Origin of the sequence: Clostridium sp. UBA6640, assembly GCF_002455975.1 — a bacterium.
Lineage (GTDB): Bacteria > Bacillota > Clostridia > Clostridiales > Clostridiaceae > Clostridium_J.
On sequence record NZ_DKLM01000031.1, the window covers coordinates 21,565 to 45,640 of the forward strand.

Below are 24,076 nucleotides of genomic sequence, written 5' to 3' on the forward strand. Positions count from 1 at the left end.
ATTAATCCTTAATTTTTAAGGATTCGAGCTATTTTTATAGAAAATTTATTTTCCAGGGCATATATTAAATTTTCGCATTGTATCCCTATATATGTATTACTTTCAAATTTAACTTATGCTTTCATTTCATCATGCTATCAAACTATTAAAATGAAAAAACCAGCAATAAAATTGCTAGTTTAAAATTCATTAAATAAATTAGTTTTGACAAGTTAATTTATTTTAAAAGTATAATTTTTAAATATTTTTAATAAAATCTTATAAAGGCTTAGGCTATATAATGAATAGCTCACATATTAATTAGTTATTCTCTTACATACTAGTTTACTATTTCTGACACTATTGATATAAATAATACTATACTAGCATAAAAAAGTAATAGTGTTAATATAAACATAATTAATGCAATTGCTAAATTAATTCCTCCACGTTTTTTTATTGCTTTAAGTTCATTTTCTTTTGGCAAATCTTTTTTCTTAACCTTATATATTTTTTCTTTAGCATGATTATAATATATACTATTTCCAAAAAGGCCCAATATAATAGATAATACTAGAGGTGGTATAATAGTTTCTCCAATTACAACACCACCAATAGAAACAAAATTTATAACTATAGTAATAAATCCCCATAGATACATCTTTCTATATAGTAGCCAATAAGAAGATAAAAAAAATGCCCACCAGTTCCAGCTAACATATTTGTTTGAAAGCTTTAAACTAACCCATTTATCCAAATAATAGCTGTTACTTTTTTTCCCTATAAATGCCTCTATCTCTTCTTTAGTAATATCATCAAAAACTTTATTATAATCAATTACATTTTCTTCTTTTATGTAAGATTCATCTATCATTTCATCATTCTTATTTCTAAAAATATCTATGTAATCTTGTTCAGTTAATATTTTTGCACCACATTCACTACAAAAACTTTCTTCATTTTTAACTTCACTTCCACAATTGTTACATTGCATAAATTTTCCTCCTATAATAAATTAGGTCCATATGATATTATATCATTTTCATCACTTAGTTGTTAATAATTTATACTTTATAATATAATTAAGATATCTTAAAGAAAATTGCCAGTTAAAGCTTTTAATCTATTTCCTTTGTTGACTAGACTAAGTATTAATTTACTACGTTATTATAATTATTATACCTTAGAATGTTTATCCTAGTTCTAAGCTCTATATAGGCCCTGTAAACATCTCTGATGGGTAGGAGCAGTGGATATTTTGATTTAAGAAAATTGAATGGAGAAATAATTCATAGAAGTGCAAGCTATAAGAAGATAAAATTAATGTATATAAGAAAGAGTTTATTATGGGAAAGGAAGGTGAACCTGGGGTAAATCCATTTCATGACTGAAGTCACGAGTATCTTTTATCCCAAATTCCATGAATAATGAAACAAAATTACAATTAGTAAAAATAAAAGAGAAGGGGTTTTTACGTCAAAAAAATGAAAATCTTTTTTCTGTAAGAGTTATAAGTTATGATAATATGTTTACTTATGAACAAATGAATAAATTAGCAAACCTTTCCCATAAATATGGCAGTGGTAAAATTGCTCTTACTACCTATCAGAGTATTGAAATACCTGATATTAAAGGCGAATATATAGATATAGTACGGAAAGAAATAGCTTCTATGAATTTACATATTAATATAAATAATAAAAAATTAAGCTATATAATTAGTTGTAGAGGCAGTATATGTATTAATGGTATTATAGATACCTATGCCCTTACTTCCAAATTATATGAAAAAAATTATTCAAAAATTCTTCCTAATAAAATAAAAATAGGCATATCTGGATGCCCTAATAATTGTGTAGTTTCAAATCAATATGATATAGGAATTATTGCTACAAGTCCTATAAAAATTAATGAAGAAAATTGTAAGTTATGTAGCGCCTGCACTAAGATTTGTAAGAAAAAAGCTTTAGAAATTAAAGATAGGCTAACTTTAAACAATGAGCTATGTAAAGATTGTGGTAAATGCTTCAAAGCATGTAAATTTGATGCTATATCCATAGATAATGAAGGCTTAATAATTTATCTAGGAGGAAAATCTGGTAAAAAGCAAAAGCTTGGAACTGCTCTAGATAAAAAATTTAAATTAGAAGAAATTCCAGAGGTAATTTCAAAAATATTAGATTTCTACTCCGAAAATGCCCTAGAAAATGAAAAATTTAATGAAACTATAGAGCGAGTTGGGACAGACTATCTGCTAAAACAGTATTTATAGTCCTTACATTTAAAATTTTATTTATATATGATTTTAATTTCCATAACAAAAATTCTTTTCTATGAATGNNATTAATCCTTAATTTTTAAGGGGTTAAGCTATTTTATAGAAAATTTATCTTCCATAGTATGTTTTAAAATTCTATATTACACATTTATTAAGAGGATATCTTAAAAGTTATACTTTTAAGATATCCTCTCATTTTAATTCTTTAAAATAGTGTTTACTTAGCTAATTCCCAAGAATCATCACTACCTGGTATTGATTTTGTCCACCATTTAGCTTTATACATTTGACCTTGATATGAAACAATATCTCCAGCTACATAAGCTTTCCCTTGTACATAATCCATACTTCCATTTTCATCTTTATCTAATGCCTCCCATGAGTCATCGCTACCTGGAATTGAATTTGTCCACCATTTAGCTTGATACCTTTTACCTTGGTATAAAACAATATCTCCACCTACATAAGCTTTTCCTTGTACATAATCCATGCTACCATCTTCATTTGGAATAATTTCCTTTTCCCATGCAATATTGTTCTCTGGAACGCCTCCTTGAGTCCACCATTTAGCAGTATATCTTTCACCCTTATATATTACAGTATCTCCTGCTAGATAAATCTTATTTGGATCAAAATTATCATCTGTAACATCAGGTCTTTCTTTAACTGTTATTATACGTTCTTTTGTAGTAATTAATCCTTCACTATCTTCAACGGTGTAAATTAATGTATACATTCCTGCAATGCTAGTATCAACATTACCTGTAACTATTATTTTATCTGTTAAATTACCATCTTCTTTGTCAATTGCTGTAACACCTTCCATAGCATCAAAAGCTTCTCCAATAAATACTTTTTTGTCTTCTATTCCTTTTAATGTTGGTGCAGTGTTTACTGGAGGAGTTGTTCCTTCATTACCTTCTTCAAACTTCTTAAACACTTCTGTGAATTCATATTGACTAGATACTCCTGCATTTGACTCTAACATAGCATCTCTATTCATTGACCAAAATGATGTCATAGCTATTTCTTTTTCAATAGCATGGTCAACAACCAACTTAGACCATTCTTTTGTAAATATAGGGTGCGCACTTCCTTCAAAGCCTATTGATGAAGTAGTACCTATTTTGCCATAGGCTTGTCTATCTGTTAATTCTATATTTGCAAATTTCTTAAAGTAATCTTTTAATTGATTCTTTGTACTATCTATTGCTCTTACTGATGCTGTTCCATAATTTTCTCCTGGTAATAAAGTTGCTGGGCCATAACACATAGTCATTATGTTTACAACTTCAACATCAACACCTTCTGAAAGATATGCCTCTAAAACCTCAAGTTGATTCCAAGTTAATCCACTTGGTAATACAGGGACAGTTAAAACAATCTCAACTCCTGTTGCATCTTGAACTTTTTTAATAGCTTTAGCATTTGCAGTATTTTTACCTTTATCTTGTGCAGATCCTTCAATATCTAAATCTAATCTAGTTAATCCATAACCTTGAACAATGTCCATATAAGTATTAGTTAATACTTCTACATCTTGAGTTGCTTCCCAGAATGGAGTTCCATTTAAACCTCCAAATGAAATTGCAACGTCTCCTCCAAGTTCACGTAATTCTTGTATTGATTTTTTAATTCCTTGATACTGTGTATTATCTGTATGTTCCTCACTTAGAACAGAGTGTCCACCCCAACCCCATTGAACTTTTCCATCTTTAATAGTCTTTGAGGTAGCTTGTACAAATCCAAGGTTGAAGAATTTAACTCCTGTATCAAGAGATAACCTTTCTAAATTTGCTACTCCATCATTGTTATAATCTGGTTTTGTTACCCATGCAACCATATCAACAAATGGCGCATTTACTTGTGCTGGCCATTCTATACCTTGTCCAACTCCAAAATCAATAACACTACTTTCTTTTGCTTTTACTGTTATTGTACATTCTTCTGTAGTAGTTTCATTTTGACTATCAGTAACACTATATACTAATTTGTAAGTTCCAACCTTTGTTGTATCAACAGTTCCTTTTACTAAGATTTTACTTGTTAAATCTCCATCTTCTTCATCATAAGCTGTTACACCAGCCATTGGATCGAAATTATCATCAACAGTTATTGTTTTATTTGATACTCCATTTAATACAGGCTTAGTATTTACATCTTTTGCTTTTACTGTTATTGTACATTCTTCTGTAGTAGTTTCATTTTGGCTATCAGTAACGCTATATACTAATTTGTAAGTTCCAACCTTTGTTGTATCAACAGTTCCTTTTACTAAGATTTTACTTGTTAAATCTCCATCTTCTTTATCATAAGCTGTTATACCAGCCATTGGATCGAAGTTATCATTAACAGTTATTGTTTTATTTGATATTCCCTTTAATACAGGCTTAGTATTTACCTCAGAAGGTCCTGTTGCCTCTCCAAAAATAGTTTGCCTTACCATTTCCGCTCCATCTGGTGTAATACGTTGAGTGATTTCTATACTTTCAATAGCTGAAATATCTTGAGGTGCTACAGTAGATTTTAGCCTAAAACTATAGCTTGTGCCTTGATTTATCATTTTACCTTCCCATACACCTTTAAGGTCTACTATTGTATAGCCATCTTTATTTGTTACAGTACCTGCCTTATAATCACCTGAGGTTAAGTTTCCACCATTATTCTTAATATATAGTTTAGGAAGCTTAATTGTCTCTGCTAATCTTTCCACAGCCCTTAATGCTTGGCCAGATTCATTTGCTACTTCATTATTTTTAATAGTTATTTCATATCCACCACCTGATCCCCATGACTCTTTGTATGGTTGTATTGTTGCCACTATATCTAAGTCTGCATATTTTATTTCATAAGTTGGTAATTCATCATCACCAAAAAGACCTTTTTTTAGGGTTTTTGTTAATTCATCCCGTTTGCTAGAATTTGTTGGAGCATCTTGTGCTGACATCCATGATATCATTCCACCTAAATTATTTTCATTAACATAATTTGTTTTTTCTGTAATTGAACGTACGTTATCATAAGTAAAGAACGCTCCTGAGTTTTCATCATAAAGATATGGTGCTTTAGCTATATCATCCCAGTACTCTTTAACTCCTGGATATTTTGCTTTTAATTTATCAAAGCTACGATGTGCCCATACTCCACCACGACGTCCTCTGTCTCCTGATACTAACGGTGTTTCATTTTGTGCTCCACGGCTTGGAGATTGATCTGCATCAGTTCCTACTATAGATGCTTCGCCGTATAATCCTGGTGTCCTAGGATCTGGTCCTTTACTTACCTTCTCCCATCCACGAGTATAGAATGCTGCACCAACAACTATTTTTTCCGGCTCTGCCCCTTGGCTAATTAAATAGTTAACACTTTCATCAACACTTAATCCTTTTCCTGCAAGTGGATCATTTGGATTTGAATATAATCCAGTTAGGTGACCACTTGTGTCATCCCAAGCACCTCTTAGGTCGTAAGTCATAATATTAGCAAAGTCAACAATATTGAATAAAGCATCAATGTCAATTCCAAGATCAAGAGTTGCCTTTGGAGCTGGCAATGCTACTGATAACTCATATTGCTTATCTAATTTATCACCTTGCTTATTTAGAGCATTACGTAAATCTTGTAACAATAATATATAATTTTCTTTATCCTCTGGCTTAGCATTAGGTGTACCTTCATCATTTTTATTATCAACTAAATCTGGTTGACGTACTGAGCCCGGATACTCCCAATCAACATCTACAAAGTCCATATTTGTATATTCAATAAACTTTATAACATTTTCTACAAATTTTGCACGTTTTTGTGGATTTGCGGTTACAACTGAAAAGTCTCCTGATTTAGACCATCCTCCTAAGGATACTCCTATTTTTAAATTAGGATTCTTTGATCTTAGTTCTTGTAATGCTGGTAATATACCTGCATTTGCATCTCCCCATTGAACATTTGCTTCTCCAACTGGGGCACCTGTGGCAGCATCTATATCTGTAAATACTAAATTCCCTTCTGCATCAAAATCTAAAAATGCAAAATTTAAATGTGTTATTTGATCTGCTGCAATATCTTTAGGGTAAAAATTTCCTTCCCCTCCCCAGATAGACCAATCTCCATAATACATAACATTACGCTTTCCTGCTGTACTTAAAAAATTTTGAACGTTTTTAGAATTTTGTAAGTCTAATGCTTTCACTTCCATAGGACCTATACCTGCAACTAGTATTCCTAGTGAAAGTGATACTGCTGTTGTAGCTGATACAACTCTTTTTGCAACTGTACCTTTTTTACCTTTACCTTTAGTAGTTTTCATTTTTTCTCCCCCTTATATAACATAGCAATTTAATAGTTCTCAAAGCTTTATGACCATTATATTTAAAGCTTTTTAAACTTATTTCAAAAAGAATCTTCTTCATTTAATCTTTAATATACCTTATATCAAAAATGTATATGAAGAAATATCCTTTATGATTCAATTTTAAAAGTCAAGTTTATATCTGTAGTGTTTATAAATGTTAAAAAATTATCTATCTGTGCCAAATTTTTTGGTGAGTTTAATAAAAATTCTCACCAATTTTAACTTTTTAAATTTAATTTTTACGATATATTTAATTATTTCATTGTTATTATTAAGCTTATTTTTTGAAAGTCTAATTACGTTTTATCTAAAGATTTAATTAATAAAATAAATTGTAAAGCATATATTAAAGAATTTAATCTATCTTTTAATTATTGATAAAAACACAAAGATGGAATACTTATATCTAAATTTTAAAAAACTGTAATAAACAATAGAAAAAACTTAAATGTTTCTCTAAAGTTCTATCGAAAATTCTATGCTCAATTTATTTATATCTTAAAGGAATAATACTTTGTTCATATAAAAATTAAACAAAATTTAAATTATTTGTTAACTTATATTTAATTGATTTTCGTAATGAGGATTTTGTGTAATAAGTTGTAATTTATATATGAATTATATAATCTCTAAATATCCTTATTTTTCAAATTGCTATAATTTGATTATAAATTATTCGTAAATTTAATACAAGTCTAAAAATTTAGAATTTTTTATGGTATAATTAAAGAATTGCATAAATTTTTACTAAACTTCAATAACAATATATTTTTTCTAAAATTATGCTATACGTTATCAATATTTGTCGAATATTGTGTGTCTGTAGATTTTTTTAAGATATTATGATATTTTTTGAAGTTTAAACTCTATTAATTCGACTTACATATTTTAGTAATTTTCATTTAAAAATAAAATAAACACTATCAATATTATTAAATTTCATAATATCGATAGTGTTTTTGTTGTTCAATTTAATTATAAATACAATTTTAAATAAAATTATATTTACTACGTTTTCTTTTTATTTTATATTAAATTTTGCACTACTTCCTCTTGAAGTAGCTATAACTTCTAATCTACCTTCTATTCTCTCTTTTAATTCTGGTACATGAGATATTATTCCCACCAATTTGCCTGCATCTTGGAGTTCTAATAAACAATTTATAGAGACATCCAAGGATTCTGGATCTAATGTACCGAAGCCTTCATCTATAAACATAGTGTCTATATTTACTCCACCAGCGTTACTCTCCACCACATCTGCAAGTCCTAGTGCTAAAGCCAAAGATGCTTTAAATCCTTCTCCACCAGATAAAGTTTTTGCTGGCCTAGCCTTTCCTGTGTAGTTATCGAAAACCTCTATATCAAGTCCACTTTGGCTACTAGCAATTTTTCCTTCATCTGTTCTATTTAACTCATATCTATTAGATGTCATTTTTCTTAATCTAATATTAGCTGCGCCTATGATTTCTTCAAAAAAAGAGGCAAGCACATATCTTTCAAAAGTAGTCTTGACAGTAGTAAATCCATTAGCTGCATTAGATAAATCTGCTATAACTCTATATTTTTCTTCGAAATCTTTTAGTTCTTCATTTATTTTTCTTATATTTTCTAAAACTTCACTATTATTTTTAATTCTAGCAAATACTTTGCTTCTTTCCTCTGTAATCTTTTCTTTTTCTAATATAAGCAAATCAAGTTCCTTTTTTAATTCCTCAATATCTACAATTTGAAATTCTTTAGTTTGTAAAATTATTATTTCATATCTATCAACTATAGATTTTAACTCTTGTTTATAATTTTGAATAGTTTTATCTAAATTTGTTATGTCCTCACTACTTCTCTTACAAGCTTTGTATTCATCTATAGCGTTAAATCCACTTTTTAATATGCACTCTAAATATTGATTATTACTTTTTTCTAGTAATTTTTTTTCTTCTTCTAATATTTTTATCTTTTCATCCTGTGAGGTCTTAAGCTTCTCATAATAGGTTTTATATTTATTATAATGTTCTTCTGCTTCCTCAAATGATTTTTTAAGTGTCAAAAATTTATTTCTAGTTTCATTTATAGCAATATTTAGTGTTTCTTCACTTTGTATTTCGCTAGGTACCTCTCTTAAGATTCCCTCCAATTTCTCTTTAGTCTTTTCATTCTCCCCATGAATCTCCATTTTATTTTCGTCTAAAGCTTTTATCTTTTTCTCTAATTGTTCTTTTTCTTTAACAAGATTTTCTTCTTCTATTTTTAGCTTATAGAGCAATTCTGACTTAATATTTAATTCTATAAATCTATTATTTAGCTGATCAATTTCAATCTTTATTGACTTACCTTTATCAATTATTAATTCTGTAAGCTCACTTCCTATTGCTTCACCGAAATTTGCTATTTTTTCTTCTACTATTTCATGCTTTTTCTTTTCTATTTCTTCTTTTTTAAGTTTAATTTTTTCTTGTAATTTATTATATTTTTCTAATTCATCCCTATATCTCATATCAAGTTTTTCAAAATGATCTCTAGCTAGATTTATTTCTTCTTCTTTTGGTACATTCACATTATTAATTGCTTTTTTAGGATGACTTGTACCTCCACATACAGGACATTCTTCCCCATCTTTCAATGCCATAGCCATTATAGCTGCCTGTCCTTTTAAAAATTTTTCTTGTAACATGCTTAATTTTTCTTTAGCTGCTTTAGTTTCTTGTTCAACAGTATCATATTTTAACTTAAGCTCTTTAAATTTTGCACTATAAGCTAAGAGCTCTTTATTATCATCATGAAGATTTAATAATTTTTTTCTAATCGACTCTTTTTCTTTTAATAAAGAGTTTATAGTGGCAATTTCAATAGAAGCTTTAGTTCCTTCTTCTACTCTTTTTCTTGTACTTATTTCATCTATTTTAATCTTTTCTAACCTCTCGTTAGAACTTTTTAACTCTTTATCTATGTTCTTCAACGTAATATTTAAACTATTTGCAGAAATTTTATATTCATCTATTTTTTTTACTTTATCTATATAAGACTTAAGTGTTGTGCCATACTCTATAAGAGAATTTCTTTCTTCCTCTTTCAACTTCTCAAGGTTATATTTTTCCTCAGATATTTTTAATTGTTTTTTGCATTCTACTAGTGTACCCTCTAAATTACTTATTTCTTTTATCCTATTATCTACACTATATTTTCTTTGAATATAATTTTCTTCTATAGGCTTAATACTTTCTGCATTTCTTGCTCTATTTAAATCTACCTCTAATTTTTCATAGATTTCCTTTTCATTTTCAAGTTGAACCTTTTTTGAGCTTATTTCCTCTTTTTCTTTTAATTTCTTATTTGTCTCTTCAGCCTTGTCTATTTCTTTAGATTTCTCACTTATCTTTTCTTCAATGTCTTTAATAGATTTTAATATATTTTTTTCTAAGCCTTTATCCTCATGTAATAATAAAATTAAGTTTTCATGAATTTTATCTATATTAGGGTTCTGCTCTATAATTAGCTCTTTTAAAACTGTGTTTTCATAAGGATCAATATTTTTTATGTATACATTTCTTCTTTCATTAGTTATAGACGTGTTTTTATTTATATCCTGTACTTTCCTCTTAAGTTTTTCTTGTATACTTCTATAACACTCTGTTTGAAAAATCTTTTGAAGTATATCTCCTCTTTCCTTACTATCAGAGGTTAAAAGTTTTCTAAATTCTCCTTGAGGTATCATAATTATTTGTTTGAACTGTTTATTATTAATACCTAAAAGTTCTTCTACTTTTTTAGTAACCTTATCAAGACCAGTTATAATCTTAAATTCATCGTTGGTTAAGCACTTTAACTCTGCCTCTCCCTTAAATTCTGTTGTACCCTCTCCTCTTTTCTTTTTAGTGAGCTGAGGTGGTACTCTTCTTAAAAAATATATATGATTTCTAAGTTTAAATTCCAATTCTACATAAGTAATTTCATCTATATCTGCAAAGTCACTTCTAAGACTTTTTCCATCTCTCTCTGAGCCATTAGCGTCTCCATAAAGCGCAAAATTTATTCCATCAAAAATTGTTGTCTTTCCAGCTCCAGTATTTCCTGTAATTAAAAATATATTTCTATTTTCAAGTAAGGTAAAATCTATAATTGTCTTATCTCTATAAGGCCCAAAAGCATTTAGGGTAAGTTTTATAGGCTTCATGCTAATTGCTCCTCTCTTCTTTTTGTACTTCACCTATAACGGATGACATAATTTCTTTTTTCTCCTCAGTAAATTCTTTTCCCGTTATAGAAACATAAAATTCTTCAAAAAGTTCCATCTTAGATTTATATTTTGCACCTTCTCCTGCTGAAGTTTTAATATCGCCTAAATTATTAATTCTATTTTCCCTCTCTAATGACATAATATTTGGATAAATAGATTTCAATTTTCTCATAGGTTCTAAAAGTTCACCTTCATCTGTTAAAATAGCATGAATATAGTCCTCTACGTTAGTATCCTTATACACTTCCATATCTAAAAGATTTTCTAGATTTCCTTTTATTTTTCTCATATCCCTTAGGTTCCTTACAGGTTTTAAATTTATCTCAACTTCCCCCTTTTCATCTAAAGTAACCACAGTAACAGATTTCTTATGATTACATTCTGAAAAAGAGTATTTTAAAAGTGATCCAGAATATCTAATTCTATCATCACTTACCTTTTGGCATTTATGTAAATGACCTAACGCTGTATAATGAAACTCCTCAAAAATTTCAGCTTTTATGTAATCAGTTCCCCCTATAGATAATGCCCTTTCTGATTCGCAGGTTTCCGGTTCATTTATTCCTGTAACATAACTATGAGCAACTAATACATTTCTTTCTTCACTATTCATATTCTCTTTTATATGACCTAAAATAATTTTTGCAGCATCTTCATAATTTCTTACATCTACATTGAAAACCTCTCTAACTATAGCTGGCTCAACAAATGGAAGCAAATAAAAATTTACAGGGCCATGTTCATCTTTTAAAACTATCCTTTTTATATCTTTTCTAAATACACCCTCTATATATAATCCGTTTTTTGAAAATATATCACTTCCAAAATGAAGTCTATCTGCACTATCATGATTTCCTGCAATAGCAATAATAGGAGTTTCTAATTCCATAAGAATTTTATTAAGATATTTATTTAAAAGTGCTACCGCTTCCACAGGAGGATTTGATCTATCGTATATATCTCCAGCAATAACTAAAACATCTGGCTTCTCCTCTTTAATAACATCACATAGTGAATTTAATGCATAATCTTGATCCTCAGTCATATGGTATCCATGAACTAATTTTCCAATATGCCAATCCCCAGTATGTAATATTTTCATATAAATCTCCTCCTAAAAACAAACATTCTTTTTACATAAAAATTAAGTTACTATATTAATCTGTTATATCTGAAGCTATAATATCTTCTTTACTAAGATATTAAGTTATTCTACTCTAAATAAATTCTAACATTCATTTTATATTTATCAAATCTATATCATAAATTTATTATAAAAAAATAATTTTAAAGTAGTTATAATATAAAAAATCGTGACTGAAAATCACGATTTTTTTATATTATAATTATTTGCTAAAACAAATTTAAAATAAACATATTTTAAATTTGGCTATTTTACAATTCTTTATCTTTTACTATATAAATGTATTTCTAACATATTATCATCACACTTACATTTTAAATTATAAGACCTATATTTATTTTCTTCATTGTAGGTATACTTTTGGACCTCTGGCTTTATTTTATGGCTATGATGTAGCGCTATTTTATCGTCTTTTATTAACTTTATATAGCTTAGGCTTCCTATAAAAATTATCATTAATATTGCTAATAAAGTAATAAATAAATCTTTTCTTTTCATAAATATCCCCTCCCACTGTAAATATATTTCTAAAAGATTCTTTAATTACTGCGGAAAGGGAAATTGTAAAATTATTCATATCTATGACCTATGAATAACATTATTTATGATTTATTTTCAATTAGTCTTAATTTACAATCATATAGGGCTAATCTTAAAAAGTAATACATTTAATCCTATGAAAACTACTACTAAGGCAATTGTTAAATATTTAAATTTACCTTTTAAAAAAATTGGAGATAAATCAAGGGTTTTATGCAGTGGTATATATAATAAAACATATATCAAAGTTAAAACTCCTACTGGCATAAGCAAATATAATAATGTAGGAATAGACCATGTAACCTTACGTATTAAAAAAATAATTGCTAACGCAATAGAAATGATAAGCCCAACTATAGGCTTAAGAACTAAATATAAACTCATATTCTTTTTTATTTCAGAGTTACTTCCAATAGTTTCTACACTTTCATTTTCTCTATTTGATTTAATACTCATAATTACTCCTCCTATTCTTTAATAGTATCATATTTCATAATAATTTCCATTCATTATTAGTTTTTACAATTTTACCATTAAAAGAAAAGCTAATGCAAAATTTCGGTTTATTGTATTTAGAAAAATTAACTATATTTTTTATTAATTCAATTTCACTTTACAACAAATAGATTTTTTCTAAATAAAATTATAGTATTACTTCACTATCAATAGAAAATAAATATAGATATCTTTCTTTAACTTTTTTTCCTAATATCTTTTCTAATGCCCTAGTATAATAATCAATTTGAACTCTATATTTTTCTACTATTGAAGCAGTATCACCATTAGGTAGATAATCTGTTTTGTAATCAAATAACACTATTTCTCCATCTTCTTCAAAGTATCCATCTATTATGCCTTGAACTATTATATTTTCTTTTTCGTAAATTTTTTTATCTAAGCTCTCATCTATTTCTGTACTACTTATTTCAATACTAAAAGGAGTTTCTCTATAAACTTTAGTTTTGTTATGTGCTGCTAAAATTCTTTCCCCTAAGCCCGTATTAAAAAATTTCAATATCTTTTCTACTCTAATAGACTTAGCTTGCTCTTCTGTAATTAGTTCTTTTATAACCATATTTTCAATTTGAGATATTATGTCTTCCTTCGAACTAATGCTATTAATATCTAACCTTTGCATCACACTATGCATTGCAATTCCTTTTTCTGAAGGAGTTAATCCTCTTTTCTCCTCTAGAAATATAGGCTTTCTAACAATAGCAGGTATATAATTTGTATTAACAAATTCATCATTTAAGCTTTGATTATACGTACGCTTTAATTCTGATACAGTGAGTACAGTAGGTATCTTTGTAGAAGCTTCATATTTATATTTAAAATTAAGTCTTTTTTCCATTTCCTGTCTGTAATGAATATCAATTTCTTTTAATTCTATTTCATTTAGCTTTTCTTTAATATCTATAGCTTCTAGCTTAGCTATGCTCTCTTCTACATTTAAATCCTTATAATTCATAAGTTTTATATTCCAATTAGAGTTATCTTGTACTAATCTTACCGATTCCTCATTGATTTTTAAGTAATTTCTTAATGGTTCACCATCTTTATGCTTTATAATACAAGGCATAACCCAATCTAAATAGCTATTTCCTTTTAATAAATATCCTTCTAAAATTTTATCTTCACTATTTCTTGCCACCGAAGTCCAATTTTCTATAGACTTATCAAAATCTCTACAAGTACCCGTTAATATCAATTTTTCTTTAGCCCTTGTAAATGCAACATATAAAACTCTCATCTCCTCAGAAAGACTTTCTATATTGATTTTACTTTTTAATATTTCCTTTACAGTAGGAGAATAAGAGATTCTTTTTTCTACATCAACTAGTTCAGGTCCAAAGCCTAAATCATGATGAAATAATACCTTTTTCCTACTATCCATACGATTAAAATTTTTACCCATAGCACTTAAAAATACAATAGGAAATTCCAATCCCTTACTTTTGTGAATACTCATAATTCTAACTACATTTTCATTTTCTCCTATGATTTTAGCAGTTCCTAAATCGCCACTACTTACTTTTAACTTATTAATGAAATTAACAAAATTAAATAATCCTTTGTAGCTTGTATTTTCATATTGTCTTGCCCTTTGAAATAAAATCCTTAAATTCGCCTGTCTTTGAACTCCTGCTGGCATGGCGCCTACATACCCATAATATCCTGTATCCATATATAAATACCAGATAAATTCATCAATAGGAGTTATTAAAGATTTATTTCTCCAATGAACTAGCTTTTCTAAAAACTTTTCAACTTTTTTCTTAAGCTCTAAATCTTCTTCCTCATTTATATAACTATTCATAGCCTCATAAACTGTAGTTTCAGGACCATTTATTCTTATATCTACTAGATTTTCTGCTGAAAATCCACCTATTGGAGAACGAAGTACTGCCAATAATGGAATGTCTTGTCTTGGATTATCTATAATTTGAAGAAGACTTATCATAATTTGAATTTCTAATGTATTGAAATATCCTTCTGAAGTATCTGCATATACAGGAATACCCAAATTTTTAAGTTCCTCATTAAATACTGGTGCGTACTCAGAGGTAGCACGAAGTAATATTACTATATCTTTATATTCTACATTTCTATAGCTTTTGGTATTTTTATCAAAAACTTTGAAACCACTTTCTATATTAGTAAGCTCCTTAATTCTGTTTCCTACCGCTCTAGCTTCTATTTGAATATTCGTTAATGGCTCGCTGTCCTCTTCTTCAATTTCTTCAATATCTTTATTTTTTTCAAAAAGCATTACTTCTATAGGTCCACCTACTGTACCTTCATCTTCTAAAGGCTTATAATCTGCTCCTAAATTTAGAGCCTCTTCCTCTGTATATTCAAGCTCTCCTACATTACTTGACATTATATGTTTAAATATAAAATTAGTAGCATTTATAACTTCTTCCCTACTTCTAAAATTTTTGTATAGCTTTATTATTATTTCATCTGCGTCTTCTTCTTCACTATAAGTATTTTTTTTATGAAGAAATAGCTCCGGCTTAGCCATTCTAAACCTATAGATACTCTGCTTAACATCCCCTACCATAAATATATTATTTTCTCCTAGAGGATTTCTGGAAATCATAGTTAAAATATACTCTTGAACATAGTTAGAATCTTGATATTCATCTATTAAGATTTCTTCATACTTTTCTCTTAACTCTTCTGCAACTTTAGAAGGAATTATTTTCCCTTCATCATTCTTTTCTGTTAATATATCTAAAGCAAAATGTTCAAAATCATTAAAATCTATTAATGCTCTTTCTTTTTTCTTTTTATCATAGACTTCTTTCATTTTAACCACAAGCTCTGAAAGTTTATCCATAAGAGGATATAAATATTTTAAATCCTCTATACTCTTCTTTGAAGAAGCTTGAATTATGATATTTGAAAGCTCACCTATTTTTTTCTTAGCATTATCTCTTATTTTTTTAACTTCTTCCTGCTCTATTTTATCTTTACATCCTCTTATTGTAGTAAGCTTACCAAAGGATACATTTTCAAAGCTATGCTTTAAATCTTCAAAGGAATTTGAGCTTTCATATAATCCTTTAATCATTTCATACTCTGGATTTATATTTTCCTGATAACTTAACAATGAAGGAGTATTATTAACTATTTCCCTAGCAATATTCATAGAGCTTACAATGCTCTCTAATTCTATCCTCACATCTTTAAGTAGCGATTGCCCTAGCTTTGAATCTTGAAAAGAAAAGCTATCACTTACATTAAATACATCAGCTTTTTCTTTAAGCCACTCTATTGGACTAGGACTACTCATAGCAAAGTTATAAAGATTTAGTACCATATCAAAAAGCTGACTATCATTTTTATTGTTACAATAGCATTCCACTAGCTTCAAAAATAGCTTATCATCTATATCATACATCTCTTCAAATACTTCATCTAAAGCTTCTTGCTTTAAAAGAATTGCCTCTGTCTCATCTGCAACTCTAAAGGATGGATCTAAATCTATCATATGAAAATTTGTTTTTATTACTTCAAGACAAAAAGAGTGTATAGTAGTAATACTTGCCTTATTTAAAAGAGTTAGCTGTCTTTGTAGGCTCTTAGAATTAGGATTTTTATGAATTTCTTTTGAAATTGCTTCTCCTATTCGCTCCCTCATCTCAGAGGCAGCAGCATTTGTAAAAGTAACAACTAAAAGCCTATCTATATCAACAGGATTATCCCTATCTGTTATCATCTTTATAATTCTTTCAACTAAAACTGCTGTTTTTCCTGAACCGGCAGCTGCTGCAACTAATAAATTTGCTCCTCTTGTATTAATTGCAGCTAACTGCTCTCTAGTCCAACTTACTTTTGTTTCTTCTTTACTACTCATTACTACTATCTCCTTTCTTTTCTAGTATTTCTAATATTTCTTTATCTTTCTTTTCCTTTATTAATCTAAATTTATTTTCTTCAAAAGACAAATCAAATTGACATATAGGAGAAAGTTCACAAAAATCACATGGATTTTCTCCTCCTCTTTTATAAGGCTTTATACCAATTTCTCCACTGAGCATTTCTTCACAATTTTTAGCTAATTCCTGTTTTACATGATTTCTAAGTGCATTGAACCCTTCATAAGATATAACAGAAGATGCAGAGGTAAGCTCCCCATCTTTTTTGATTCCTGCTGGTATTACAGAAGAGTTATTTCCATTATCCATAGTGTTATCCATTTGTCTTAAAATCTCTATGTCTTTAATTAGAAGGCCTTTCATTTTTAATTCTTTTAGAAGTTCTTCCTCTATTTCCTCATCACTTGCTCCTTTTTTAATAGCAATAATAGGATCATCTATCTTAAAGTACAACACTCCTGCTGGTTTTGAAAATGTATTATTTTTCTCCTCATTACTCAAAATTGCATCAAGATAGGTTAATAACTGCACTTGAAGTCCATAATAAACATCACTAAGTTTGAATTCTTTATTACCAGACTTATAATCTATAATTCTGTAATAAATCTCATTATTACTTACAAATTTATCAATTCTATCTATCCTTCCCATAAGTCTTACAGTCTCTCCACTTGAAAGTTTAAGTACTATAGGCGGATAATCTGTATCTTTAAGACCAAAAGAAATTTCATAGCCATGTGGTTCAAATCCACTTACTCTAAGTTGCTCAACAATTACTAACACAGCTCTAATTAAAACCCTTTTTAATCTTTCAGTTATATATTTATATCTAGCAGAACTATTTAAAACAAAGCTCTTATCTTCACTAACTATAAGTTCCACAATATACTCTATGTTTTTTTCACAATATTCCTTATTTAAATCTTTCCATTTAAGATTATCTTTTTCAATTTTCTTTGAAAAAGTATCTAGTACATTATGCATAAAAGTTCCTAAGTCTGGCGCTGAAAAGTTATATACTTTTCTCTCTTTTGCCTTTAAGCCATATTGAATAAAATAAGCAAAGGGACACTGAGCATATTTTTCAATTTTAGAAACACTAAAATAATTGTTTCCACCATAAAGTTTTCTTATTTTTTCACTATTAATAGCATTAATAATATTTGTATAAGAAAAACCTTCAAAAATAGTTTTACTTTTTTCTCTAAACTCTTCTTCTTCCATAAACCATCTATATATTTCCTCCCATAATGGAGAAATTTCATTACTGTCAATAAATTTTCTTATTTCCATAATAAGTTCATTAAAAGAAGGAAGTTTTGCTGCCACTTTTTCTATGCTATTATGCTGTTCCCATAGTTCTGATATATTACTTTCTTCTTTAATATTTTTAAATATAGATTTAATTCTAGGAATAATTATAGAAGGTCTTAGGGTCTTACCTTCAAAATTTGCAATAGGATAACTAAGGCATAGCTTTTCACTAGGGACAGCCAAGGTTGCATATATTAAATACTGTTCTGCAAAGGCTAGTGCTTTAGTGTCATTGGCAAGTTTAATACCATTACCTTCAAAAACAGCCCTATCCATATCGCTAAAAATGCCTTCTTCATTTATAATTTTAGGAAATACTCCGTCATTAACTCCTATAACATAAAGTGCTTTTATTTCATGAGTTCTTATACGGTCTATATTACCTACTATGACCTGATCCAGTGCTGGAGGAATTAATCCTATCTCATGAGTTGATATTCCAATGGAAAAAATATCTATAAACTCGTCTAGTGGTAATATTTCTTCACCTAAAACTTCTACAAATTGATCTAAAAGTTCAATTAGCAAGTTCCATATTGAACTATACTCATTTACTGCTATTAAATTCTTATCTTCTTTAAAATTCTCAATCCATATAGTAAGCTTTTCATAAATTTCAATTTCCTCTAGAAATTCAAAAATTGCTTTACAAATATCTTTAACATAGCTTCTATTAGTAATTTTATCTCTAAAGTTAATAAGTGGGCTTATAAATTTATTTTTAATCTCTTTTACTGTCTCATCATTCCAATAATCGTCATTTACATATCTCTTCTTACCTTTTATTCCGTAAGCTAATACATAGTTTTCTAAAATATCAACTTCATCATAGGTTAAATCTAAAAGTCCACTTTTTAAATATCTAAATACTGATTCATAACTAAAATTCTTTGTAAATATCTCAAGCGAAGATTTTATTAATATAATAATAGGATTATTTTCTATATCTTTTTTTCTATCTAAAAAATGTGGAATTTCATATTCATCAAAAATAACTTTCACTATTTCTTCATATGAATTTAAATCTCTAGCAACTACAGCTATGTCATTAAATCTATAATTTTTTTCCCTACAAAGTGTTAATATTTCTCTAGCCACATGCTCAACTTCTGAATATGTATTTAAAGTTTTAAAAATCTTTATATCCTTTGTATCACCTTCATAAGGCTTGAAGTTTGCCCCAAAATAATTTTTCTCTAAATACCCTAGTTCCTCTGAATTTATAAATCTATAGTTATATTCATTTCGTGGATTTCCTTTTAAAATTAATGGTTTATCATAGCCAACATTATTTTCTCCTGCTATTTTCAGTATAGTTTTTTCTGTATAATACACAGTATAAAAAGCATTTGTATTATCTATTTCTCCTTCCCTTATACCTTTAGCATCGCTTCCTTCATAAGGAAGAGTTATATTAACCTTTCTGCAATTTTTAAGAAGTCTTTCAATAATTTTATATTGTTGTGGAGTAAAGCCTGAAAACTCATCTATCCATACCTCTGCTCCTTTAAATAATTTACTTTCATCTATTTTCTCGTAAAGAATAGTTAAGTCATCTTCTGGATCAAAATATCCTCTTTTCAATATTTCTTCATACTTGCTATAAATTAATGATATATCTGAAAGTTTATCTGTAAGTAACGAACTATGACTTACATCTTCTTTTAATATATTTAAGGTCTCTATAGAAATATTGTATCTTTTAAGCTCATTTATCATTTCAGAAATAGTTTCTACAAAACCTTTTTGCCTTGAAGCTAAAGAAAATATTTTTAAATCTTCATGCACTTCCTTCATTATTCTATCTATAATCATTGCCTTACCTGTTGGACTCATATGAGAATGAGTGATTCCACCTACCTCATTAAAAATGGTATATGCCATTCTCTTAAAGCTAAGTACATATACATTGTTTATTCCCGTAGCCCCTATTTTCTCTATTAACCATTTTTCTGCTCTAAAAGAAATCTGCTCTGGTACTAATAAAATTAATGGATGTTCTACTTCATTCTCTTTTTTTCTTTTTATTTCCTCAATACAACGATAGCTTTTTCCACTACCAGCTCCTCCAAATATAAATCTTAAACTCAATATTTTCACATCCTCTGTAATAAAGTTGTAATTAGTTTCATAAATTTATTATGAAAAGGGAACAATCATTATGCCATCTAAAATTCACAGTTAATTTTAAGCAATTATATCATTATTTCTCAAATTATAAACTTTCAACTGCATTATAAATTTAAATATGTCTATTAAATTTGTATTAACTTACACTCTAAATTTTCAAATGTATTTACTATATATTTTACCTTAAATTTAAAAACTTTTTCATTAAGATAAAAAAATGATTCTACAAATTTCTTAAGTTTTACAATAAAATCCTTAAATAAAATAAATATAATTAAAATTTTTATAAAATTTCAGATAAAAAGAGGATTTATTGAATCTATATAGAATGTTTATATAGTTCTGATATTCTACAAATTTTTTATTTGATGAATTTTTAAAGAAAGTTTAATTCGATGGAGGTAGAAATATGAAAAAAATTGTTACTGTAGAAGAAGCTCTAGCACATATTCAAGATGGAATGACATTAATGATTGGTGGTTTCTTAGCCGTTGGAACTCCTGAAAAACTTGTTGATGCGCTAGTAGAAAAAGGTATTAAAGATTTAACTATTATAGCTAATGATACTGGATTCCCTGATAGAGGAATTGGTAAGCTAATAGTTAATAAGCAAGTTAAGAGAACAATTGCTTCTCACATTGGAACAAATCCTGAGACTGGAAGACAAATGAATGAAAAAGAAATGGAAGTTGAACTTGTTCCTCAAGGTACACTAGCTGAAAGAGTTAGATGTGGCGGTGCTGGACTTGGTGGATTCTTAACTCCAACTGGTCTTGGAACAATTGTTGAAGAAGGAAAAGAAAAAATAACTGTTAACGGTGCTGAATATCTTCTTGAAACTCCGTTAAAAGCTGATGTAGCGTTAATATTTGGTTCTAAAGTTGATGAAAAAGGAAACGTATACTATCACGAATCTACAAGAAACTTTAACCCATTAATGGCTGCAGCTGCTGACGTTGTAATCGTTGAAGCTGAAGAATTAGTAAAAGCTGGCGAATTAGATGCAAACATAGTGATGACACCATCAATATTTGTTGACTACATCGTAAAGGAGGACAAATAATATGGATAAAAATATGATAAGAGAAGTAATCGCAAAAAGAGTTGCTAAAGAATTAAAAGATGGAGACGTTGTAAACTTAGGTATAGGTCTTCCAACTCTTGTTGCTAACTATATACCAGAAGGAGTAGATGTAACATTACAATCTGAAAACGGATTCGTAGGAATAGGACCTGCTCCTGCTGAAGGAAAAGAAGACAAAGACTTAGTTAATGCTGGCGGTCAATTTGTAACCGTTTTACCTGGCGCTGCATTTTTTGACAGTTCAATATCTTTTGGAATAATAAGAGGCGGACATGTTGATGCAACTGTACTAGGTGCATTAGAGGTTGACCAAGAAGGAAACCTTGCTAACTGGATGATACCAGGAAAAAAAGTTCCTGGAATGGGTGGAGCTATGGACCTTGTAGTTGGAGCTAAAAAGGTTATAGTTGCTATGGAACATACTGCAAAAGGAAATCCTAAAATTCTTAAAAAATGTACACTACCATTAACTGCTGCTAATCAAGTTAACTTAATCATTACTGAAATGGCTGTTATGGAAGTTACTAAAGAAGGTCTTGTATTAAGAGAATTAGGACCTGAAGCTACAATCGAAGATGTAAAAAATGCAACATTAGCTGATTTAATAATACCAGACAATGTTAAAAAGATGGAACTTTAATTCCTTCTAGATATTCACTAAGATGTCACGGGAGTTCTTAAATAACTACTTCCGTGCTTAGGGCAATAGAAGTGGTTTCAGCTAATCCCAGACATGATTAGAAAAAGCGTGATTTTTATCACGCTTTTCTTAATAGGTAAAATCTATTCTATAGAATTTATTTTACCTAAAACAACTTCACTTATCATATTAATTTTATCTTCTGCCTCTTTTAAATCGTTTCCTTTAGTATAAATATATATTTTTATTTTAGGTTCTGTACCTGAAGGTCTTACTGCATACCATGACTCATCATTAAACTTAAATTTTAATACATCTGAATATGGCATATTAGTTTCTTCTGGATTTGTATAATCTATTGCCTCAATTAACTTTAAATTTTCTATACTATGAGGATATTCCCTTCTATACTCTTCCATCATTCTTTTTATTCTCTGTTGTCCACTTATCCCTTCAAGAACAAGAGAAATTTGCTTTTCTCTATAGTATCCAAACTCTTCGTAGATTTCATTTAATACATCAATTAGTGTTTTTCCTCTTTTTTTATAGTACGCAGCAGCTTCACAAAGAAGCATAGATGCAGTTACTCCATCTTTATCTCTTACAAATGTACCTACATTGTATCCTATACTTTCTTCATATCCTAAAATATATTGATAACTTCCTTCTACTTCATATTCATTGATTTTTCCACAAATATTTTTAAAGCCTGTAAGTGCTTCATCAGTATGAACACCATAACTTTTAGCTATAGTTTTACCTAAATCTCCTGTAACAATAGATTTAACTATAACTCCATTAGGTGGAAGTATATTTTTATTATTCATTCCCTCAAGAACATATTTAACTAATATAGCACCACTTTGATTTCCATTGAAAGCTACATATTCATTGTTTTTATCTTTAACCATTATAGCTATCCTATCACAATCAGGATCTGTTGCCATCAATAAATCTGCATTAACTTTTTTACCAAGATCAATAGAAAGTTTAAAGGCATTCACATCTTCTGGATTAGGGTATCCTACAGTAGTAAAATCTGGATCCGGGTCCTTCTGCTCTTTTACAATATGAATATTGGTAAATCCTCTTTCATTTAATACTCTAGGTACAAACACCATTCCTGTACCATTTAGAGGTGTATAAACTACATTTATATCTTTATCAATATCTTCACTTAAAGATAATGATTTTACTTTTTGGAGATATAAATCATCTATATCCCTTTCTAAAAATACAATAAGTCCTTCTTCAGTTCCACTTTGAATTTCCATACTAGGGATAGCTTTAAAATCATTTATTTGATTAATTTTATTTAGTATTCCATCTGCTATATCAGATAATATTTGTGCTCCATCTTTCCAATAAACTTTAAATCCATTATATTCTTTTGGATTATGGCTGGCTGTTACCACAATTCCTGCAGTACATCCTAGAACTCTTACTGCAAAAGATAGCTCCGGTGTAGGTCTTAAAGAGTCGAAAATATAAGCTTTTATATTATTAGCTGCTAAAACACTAGCAGCAGTTCTTGCAAATTCTTCAGAAAAATGTCTACAATCATAAGCTATTGCTACTGATTTATCCGCTGACTTATTCTCTACCTCATTTATATAATCTGCAAGTCCTTGTGAGGCTCTAGCAATTATATACCTATTCATCCTATTTGTCCCTGCTCCAATCTTACCTCTTAACCCAGCAGTTCCAAATTCTAAATCTTTATAAAATCTATCCTCTATTTCACCTTCATTACTTTCTATATCTATAAGTTCTTTCTTTGTAGCTTCATCAAAGTAATCACTTTCTATCCATGATTTATATATTTCTCTATACTTCATACTTCTAAACCCTTCTTTCCTAAGATTTATATAATTGATAATTGATAATTGACAATTGACAATTGACAATGGACAATAATGGATATTTCTCAGTGGTAACTGAGAAATTTAAAATTGATTAACTGTAGCGGCGAACAGTGTTCGCCATATATTATT

General features: G+C 28.7%; 12 protein-coding genes. 3 read left to right on the plus strand and 9 right to left on the minus strand.

The genetic code is table 11. The features are described 5' to 3' along the window. Positions 1-319: 319 nt before the first annotated feature. A complete protein-coding gene (locus B2W91_RS03455; RefSeq protein WP_291578883.1) occupies positions 320-973 on the minus strand; it encodes a DUF2628 domain-containing protein in 654 nt (217 codons plus the stop codon). A gap of 426 nt (positions 974-1,399) precedes the next feature. On the opposite strand from B2W91_RS03455, the gene B2W91_RS03460 reads away from it, so the two are divergent. Beyond that, positions 1,400-2,251 (plus strand): 4Fe-4S binding protein, encoded by an 852-nt coding sequence (locus B2W91_RS03460; protein ID WP_291578884.1) that lies wholly within the window; start codon positions 1,400-1,402, stop codon positions 2,249-2,251. Positions 2,252-2,474: 223 nt separating this feature from the next. Here B2W91_RS03460 and B2W91_RS03465 read toward each other — a convergent pair whose 3' ends face one another. The 7 genes from B2W91_RS03465 to addB form a co-directional block, all read right to left on the minus strand. Then, positions 2,475-6,563, minus strand: a complete 4,089-nt coding sequence (locus B2W91_RS03465) for a glycosyl hydrolase family 18 protein (RefSeq protein ID WP_291578885.1) — start codon at positions 6,561-6,563, stop codon at positions 2,475-2,477. A gap of 1,066 nt (positions 6,564-7,629) precedes the next feature. Continuing rightward, the gene (locus B2W91_RS03470; protein WP_291578886.1) at positions 7,630-10,779 is read right to left on the minus strand and encodes an AAA family ATPase; all 3,150 of its coding nucleotides are present in this window, start codon (positions 10,777-10,779) and stop codon (positions 7,630-7,632) included. 1 nt (position 10,780) lies between these two features. Continuing rightward, the gene (locus B2W91_RS03475; protein WP_291578887.1) at positions 10,781-11,944 is read right to left on the minus strand and encodes an exonuclease SbcCD subunit D; all 1,164 of its coding nucleotides are present in this window, start codon (positions 11,942-11,944) and stop codon (positions 10,781-10,783) included. 303 nt (positions 11,945-12,247) lie between these two features. Further along, positions 12,248-12,484 (minus strand): hypothetical protein, encoded by a 237-nt coding sequence (locus tag B2W91_RS03480; protein ID WP_291578888.1) that lies wholly within the window; start codon positions 12,482-12,484, stop codon positions 12,248-12,250. Between the two features lie 138 nt (positions 12,485-12,622). Then, a complete protein-coding gene (locus tag B2W91_RS03485) occupies positions 12,623-12,982 on the minus strand; it encodes a hypothetical protein (protein WP_291578889.1) in 360 nt (119 codons plus the stop codon). 187 nt (positions 12,983-13,169) lie between these two features. Beyond that, complete coding sequence (gene addA, locus B2W91_RS03490) at positions 13,170-16,892, minus strand: helicase-exonuclease AddAB subunit AddA (protein ID WP_291578890.1); 3,723 nt, start codon at positions 16,890-16,892, stop codon at positions 13,170-13,172. Further along, entirely contained in the window at positions 16,885-20,328 is a 3,444-nt protein-coding gene (gene addB / locus B2W91_RS03495) for a helicase-exonuclease AddAB subunit AddB (protein WP_349680781.1), read from the minus strand. Before addB ends, addA begins: the two co-directional genes overlap by 8 nt. A 439-nt stretch (positions 20,329-20,767) precedes the next feature. Between addB and atoD the strand changes: the two genes are divergently transcribed. Beyond that, a complete protein-coding gene (atoD, locus tag B2W91_RS03500; RefSeq protein ID WP_291578892.1) occupies positions 20,768-21,421 on the plus strand; it encodes an acetate CoA-transferase subunit alpha in 654 nt (217 codons plus the stop codon). 1 nt (position 21,422) lies between these two features. Then, the gene (locus B2W91_RS03505) at positions 21,423-22,082 is read left to right on the plus strand and encodes a CoA transferase subunit B (RefSeq protein ID WP_291578893.1); all 660 of its coding nucleotides are present in this window, start codon (positions 21,423-21,425) and stop codon (positions 22,080-22,082) included. Positions 22,083-22,225: 143 nt separating this feature from the next. Here B2W91_RS03505 and B2W91_RS03510 read toward each other — a convergent pair whose 3' ends face one another. Continuing rightward, a complete protein-coding gene (locus tag B2W91_RS03510; protein WP_291578894.1) occupies positions 22,226-23,920 on the minus strand; it encodes a phospho-sugar mutase in 1,695 nt (564 codons plus the stop codon). Positions 23,921-24,076: the final 156 nt, after the last annotated feature.

What these genes read in the sequence shown, in the direction of transcription:
- B2W91_RS03455 (WP_291578883.1), bottom strand. Translation starts at nt 973, where the DNA reads ATGCAATGTAACAATTGTGGAAGTGAAGTTAAAAATGAAGAAAGTTTT.
- B2W91_RS03460 (WP_291578884.1), top strand. Translation starts at nt 1,400, where the DNA reads ATGAATAATGAAACAAAATTACAATTAGTAAAAATAAAAGAGAAGGGG.
- B2W91_RS03465 (WP_291578885.1), bottom strand. Translation starts at nt 6,563, where the DNA reads ATGAAAACTACTAAAGGTAAAGGTAAAAAAGGTACAGTTGCAAAAAGA.
- B2W91_RS03470 (WP_291578886.1), bottom strand. Translation starts at nt 10,779, where the DNA reads ATGAAGCCTATAAAACTTACCCTAAATGCTTTTGGGCCTTATAGAGAT.
- B2W91_RS03475 (WP_291578887.1), bottom strand. Translation starts at nt 11,944, where the DNA reads ATGAAAATATTACATACTGGGGATTGGCATATTGGAAAATTAGTTCAT.
- B2W91_RS03480 (WP_291578888.1), bottom strand. Translation starts at nt 12,484, where the DNA reads ATGAAAAGAAAAGATTTATTTATTACTTTATTAGCAATATTAATGATA.
- B2W91_RS03485 (WP_291578889.1), bottom strand. Translation starts at nt 12,982, where the DNA reads ATGAGTATTAAATCAAATAGAGAAAATGAAAGTGTAGAAACTATTGGA.
- addA (WP_291578890.1), bottom strand. Translation starts at nt 16,892, where the DNA reads ATGAGTAGTAAAGAAGAAACAAAAGTAAGTTGGACTAGAGAGCAGTTA.
- atoD (WP_291578892.1), top strand. Translation starts at nt 20,768, where the DNA reads ATGAAAAAAATTGTTACTGTAGAAGAAGCTCTAGCACATATTCAAGAT.
- B2W91_RS03505 (WP_291578893.1), top strand. Translation starts at nt 21,423, where the DNA reads ATGGATAAAAATATGATAAGAGAAGTAATCGCAAAAAGAGTTGCTAAA.
- B2W91_RS03510 (WP_291578894.1), bottom strand. Translation starts at nt 23,920, where the DNA reads ATGAAGTATAGAGAAATATATAAATCATGGATAGAAAGTGATTACTTT.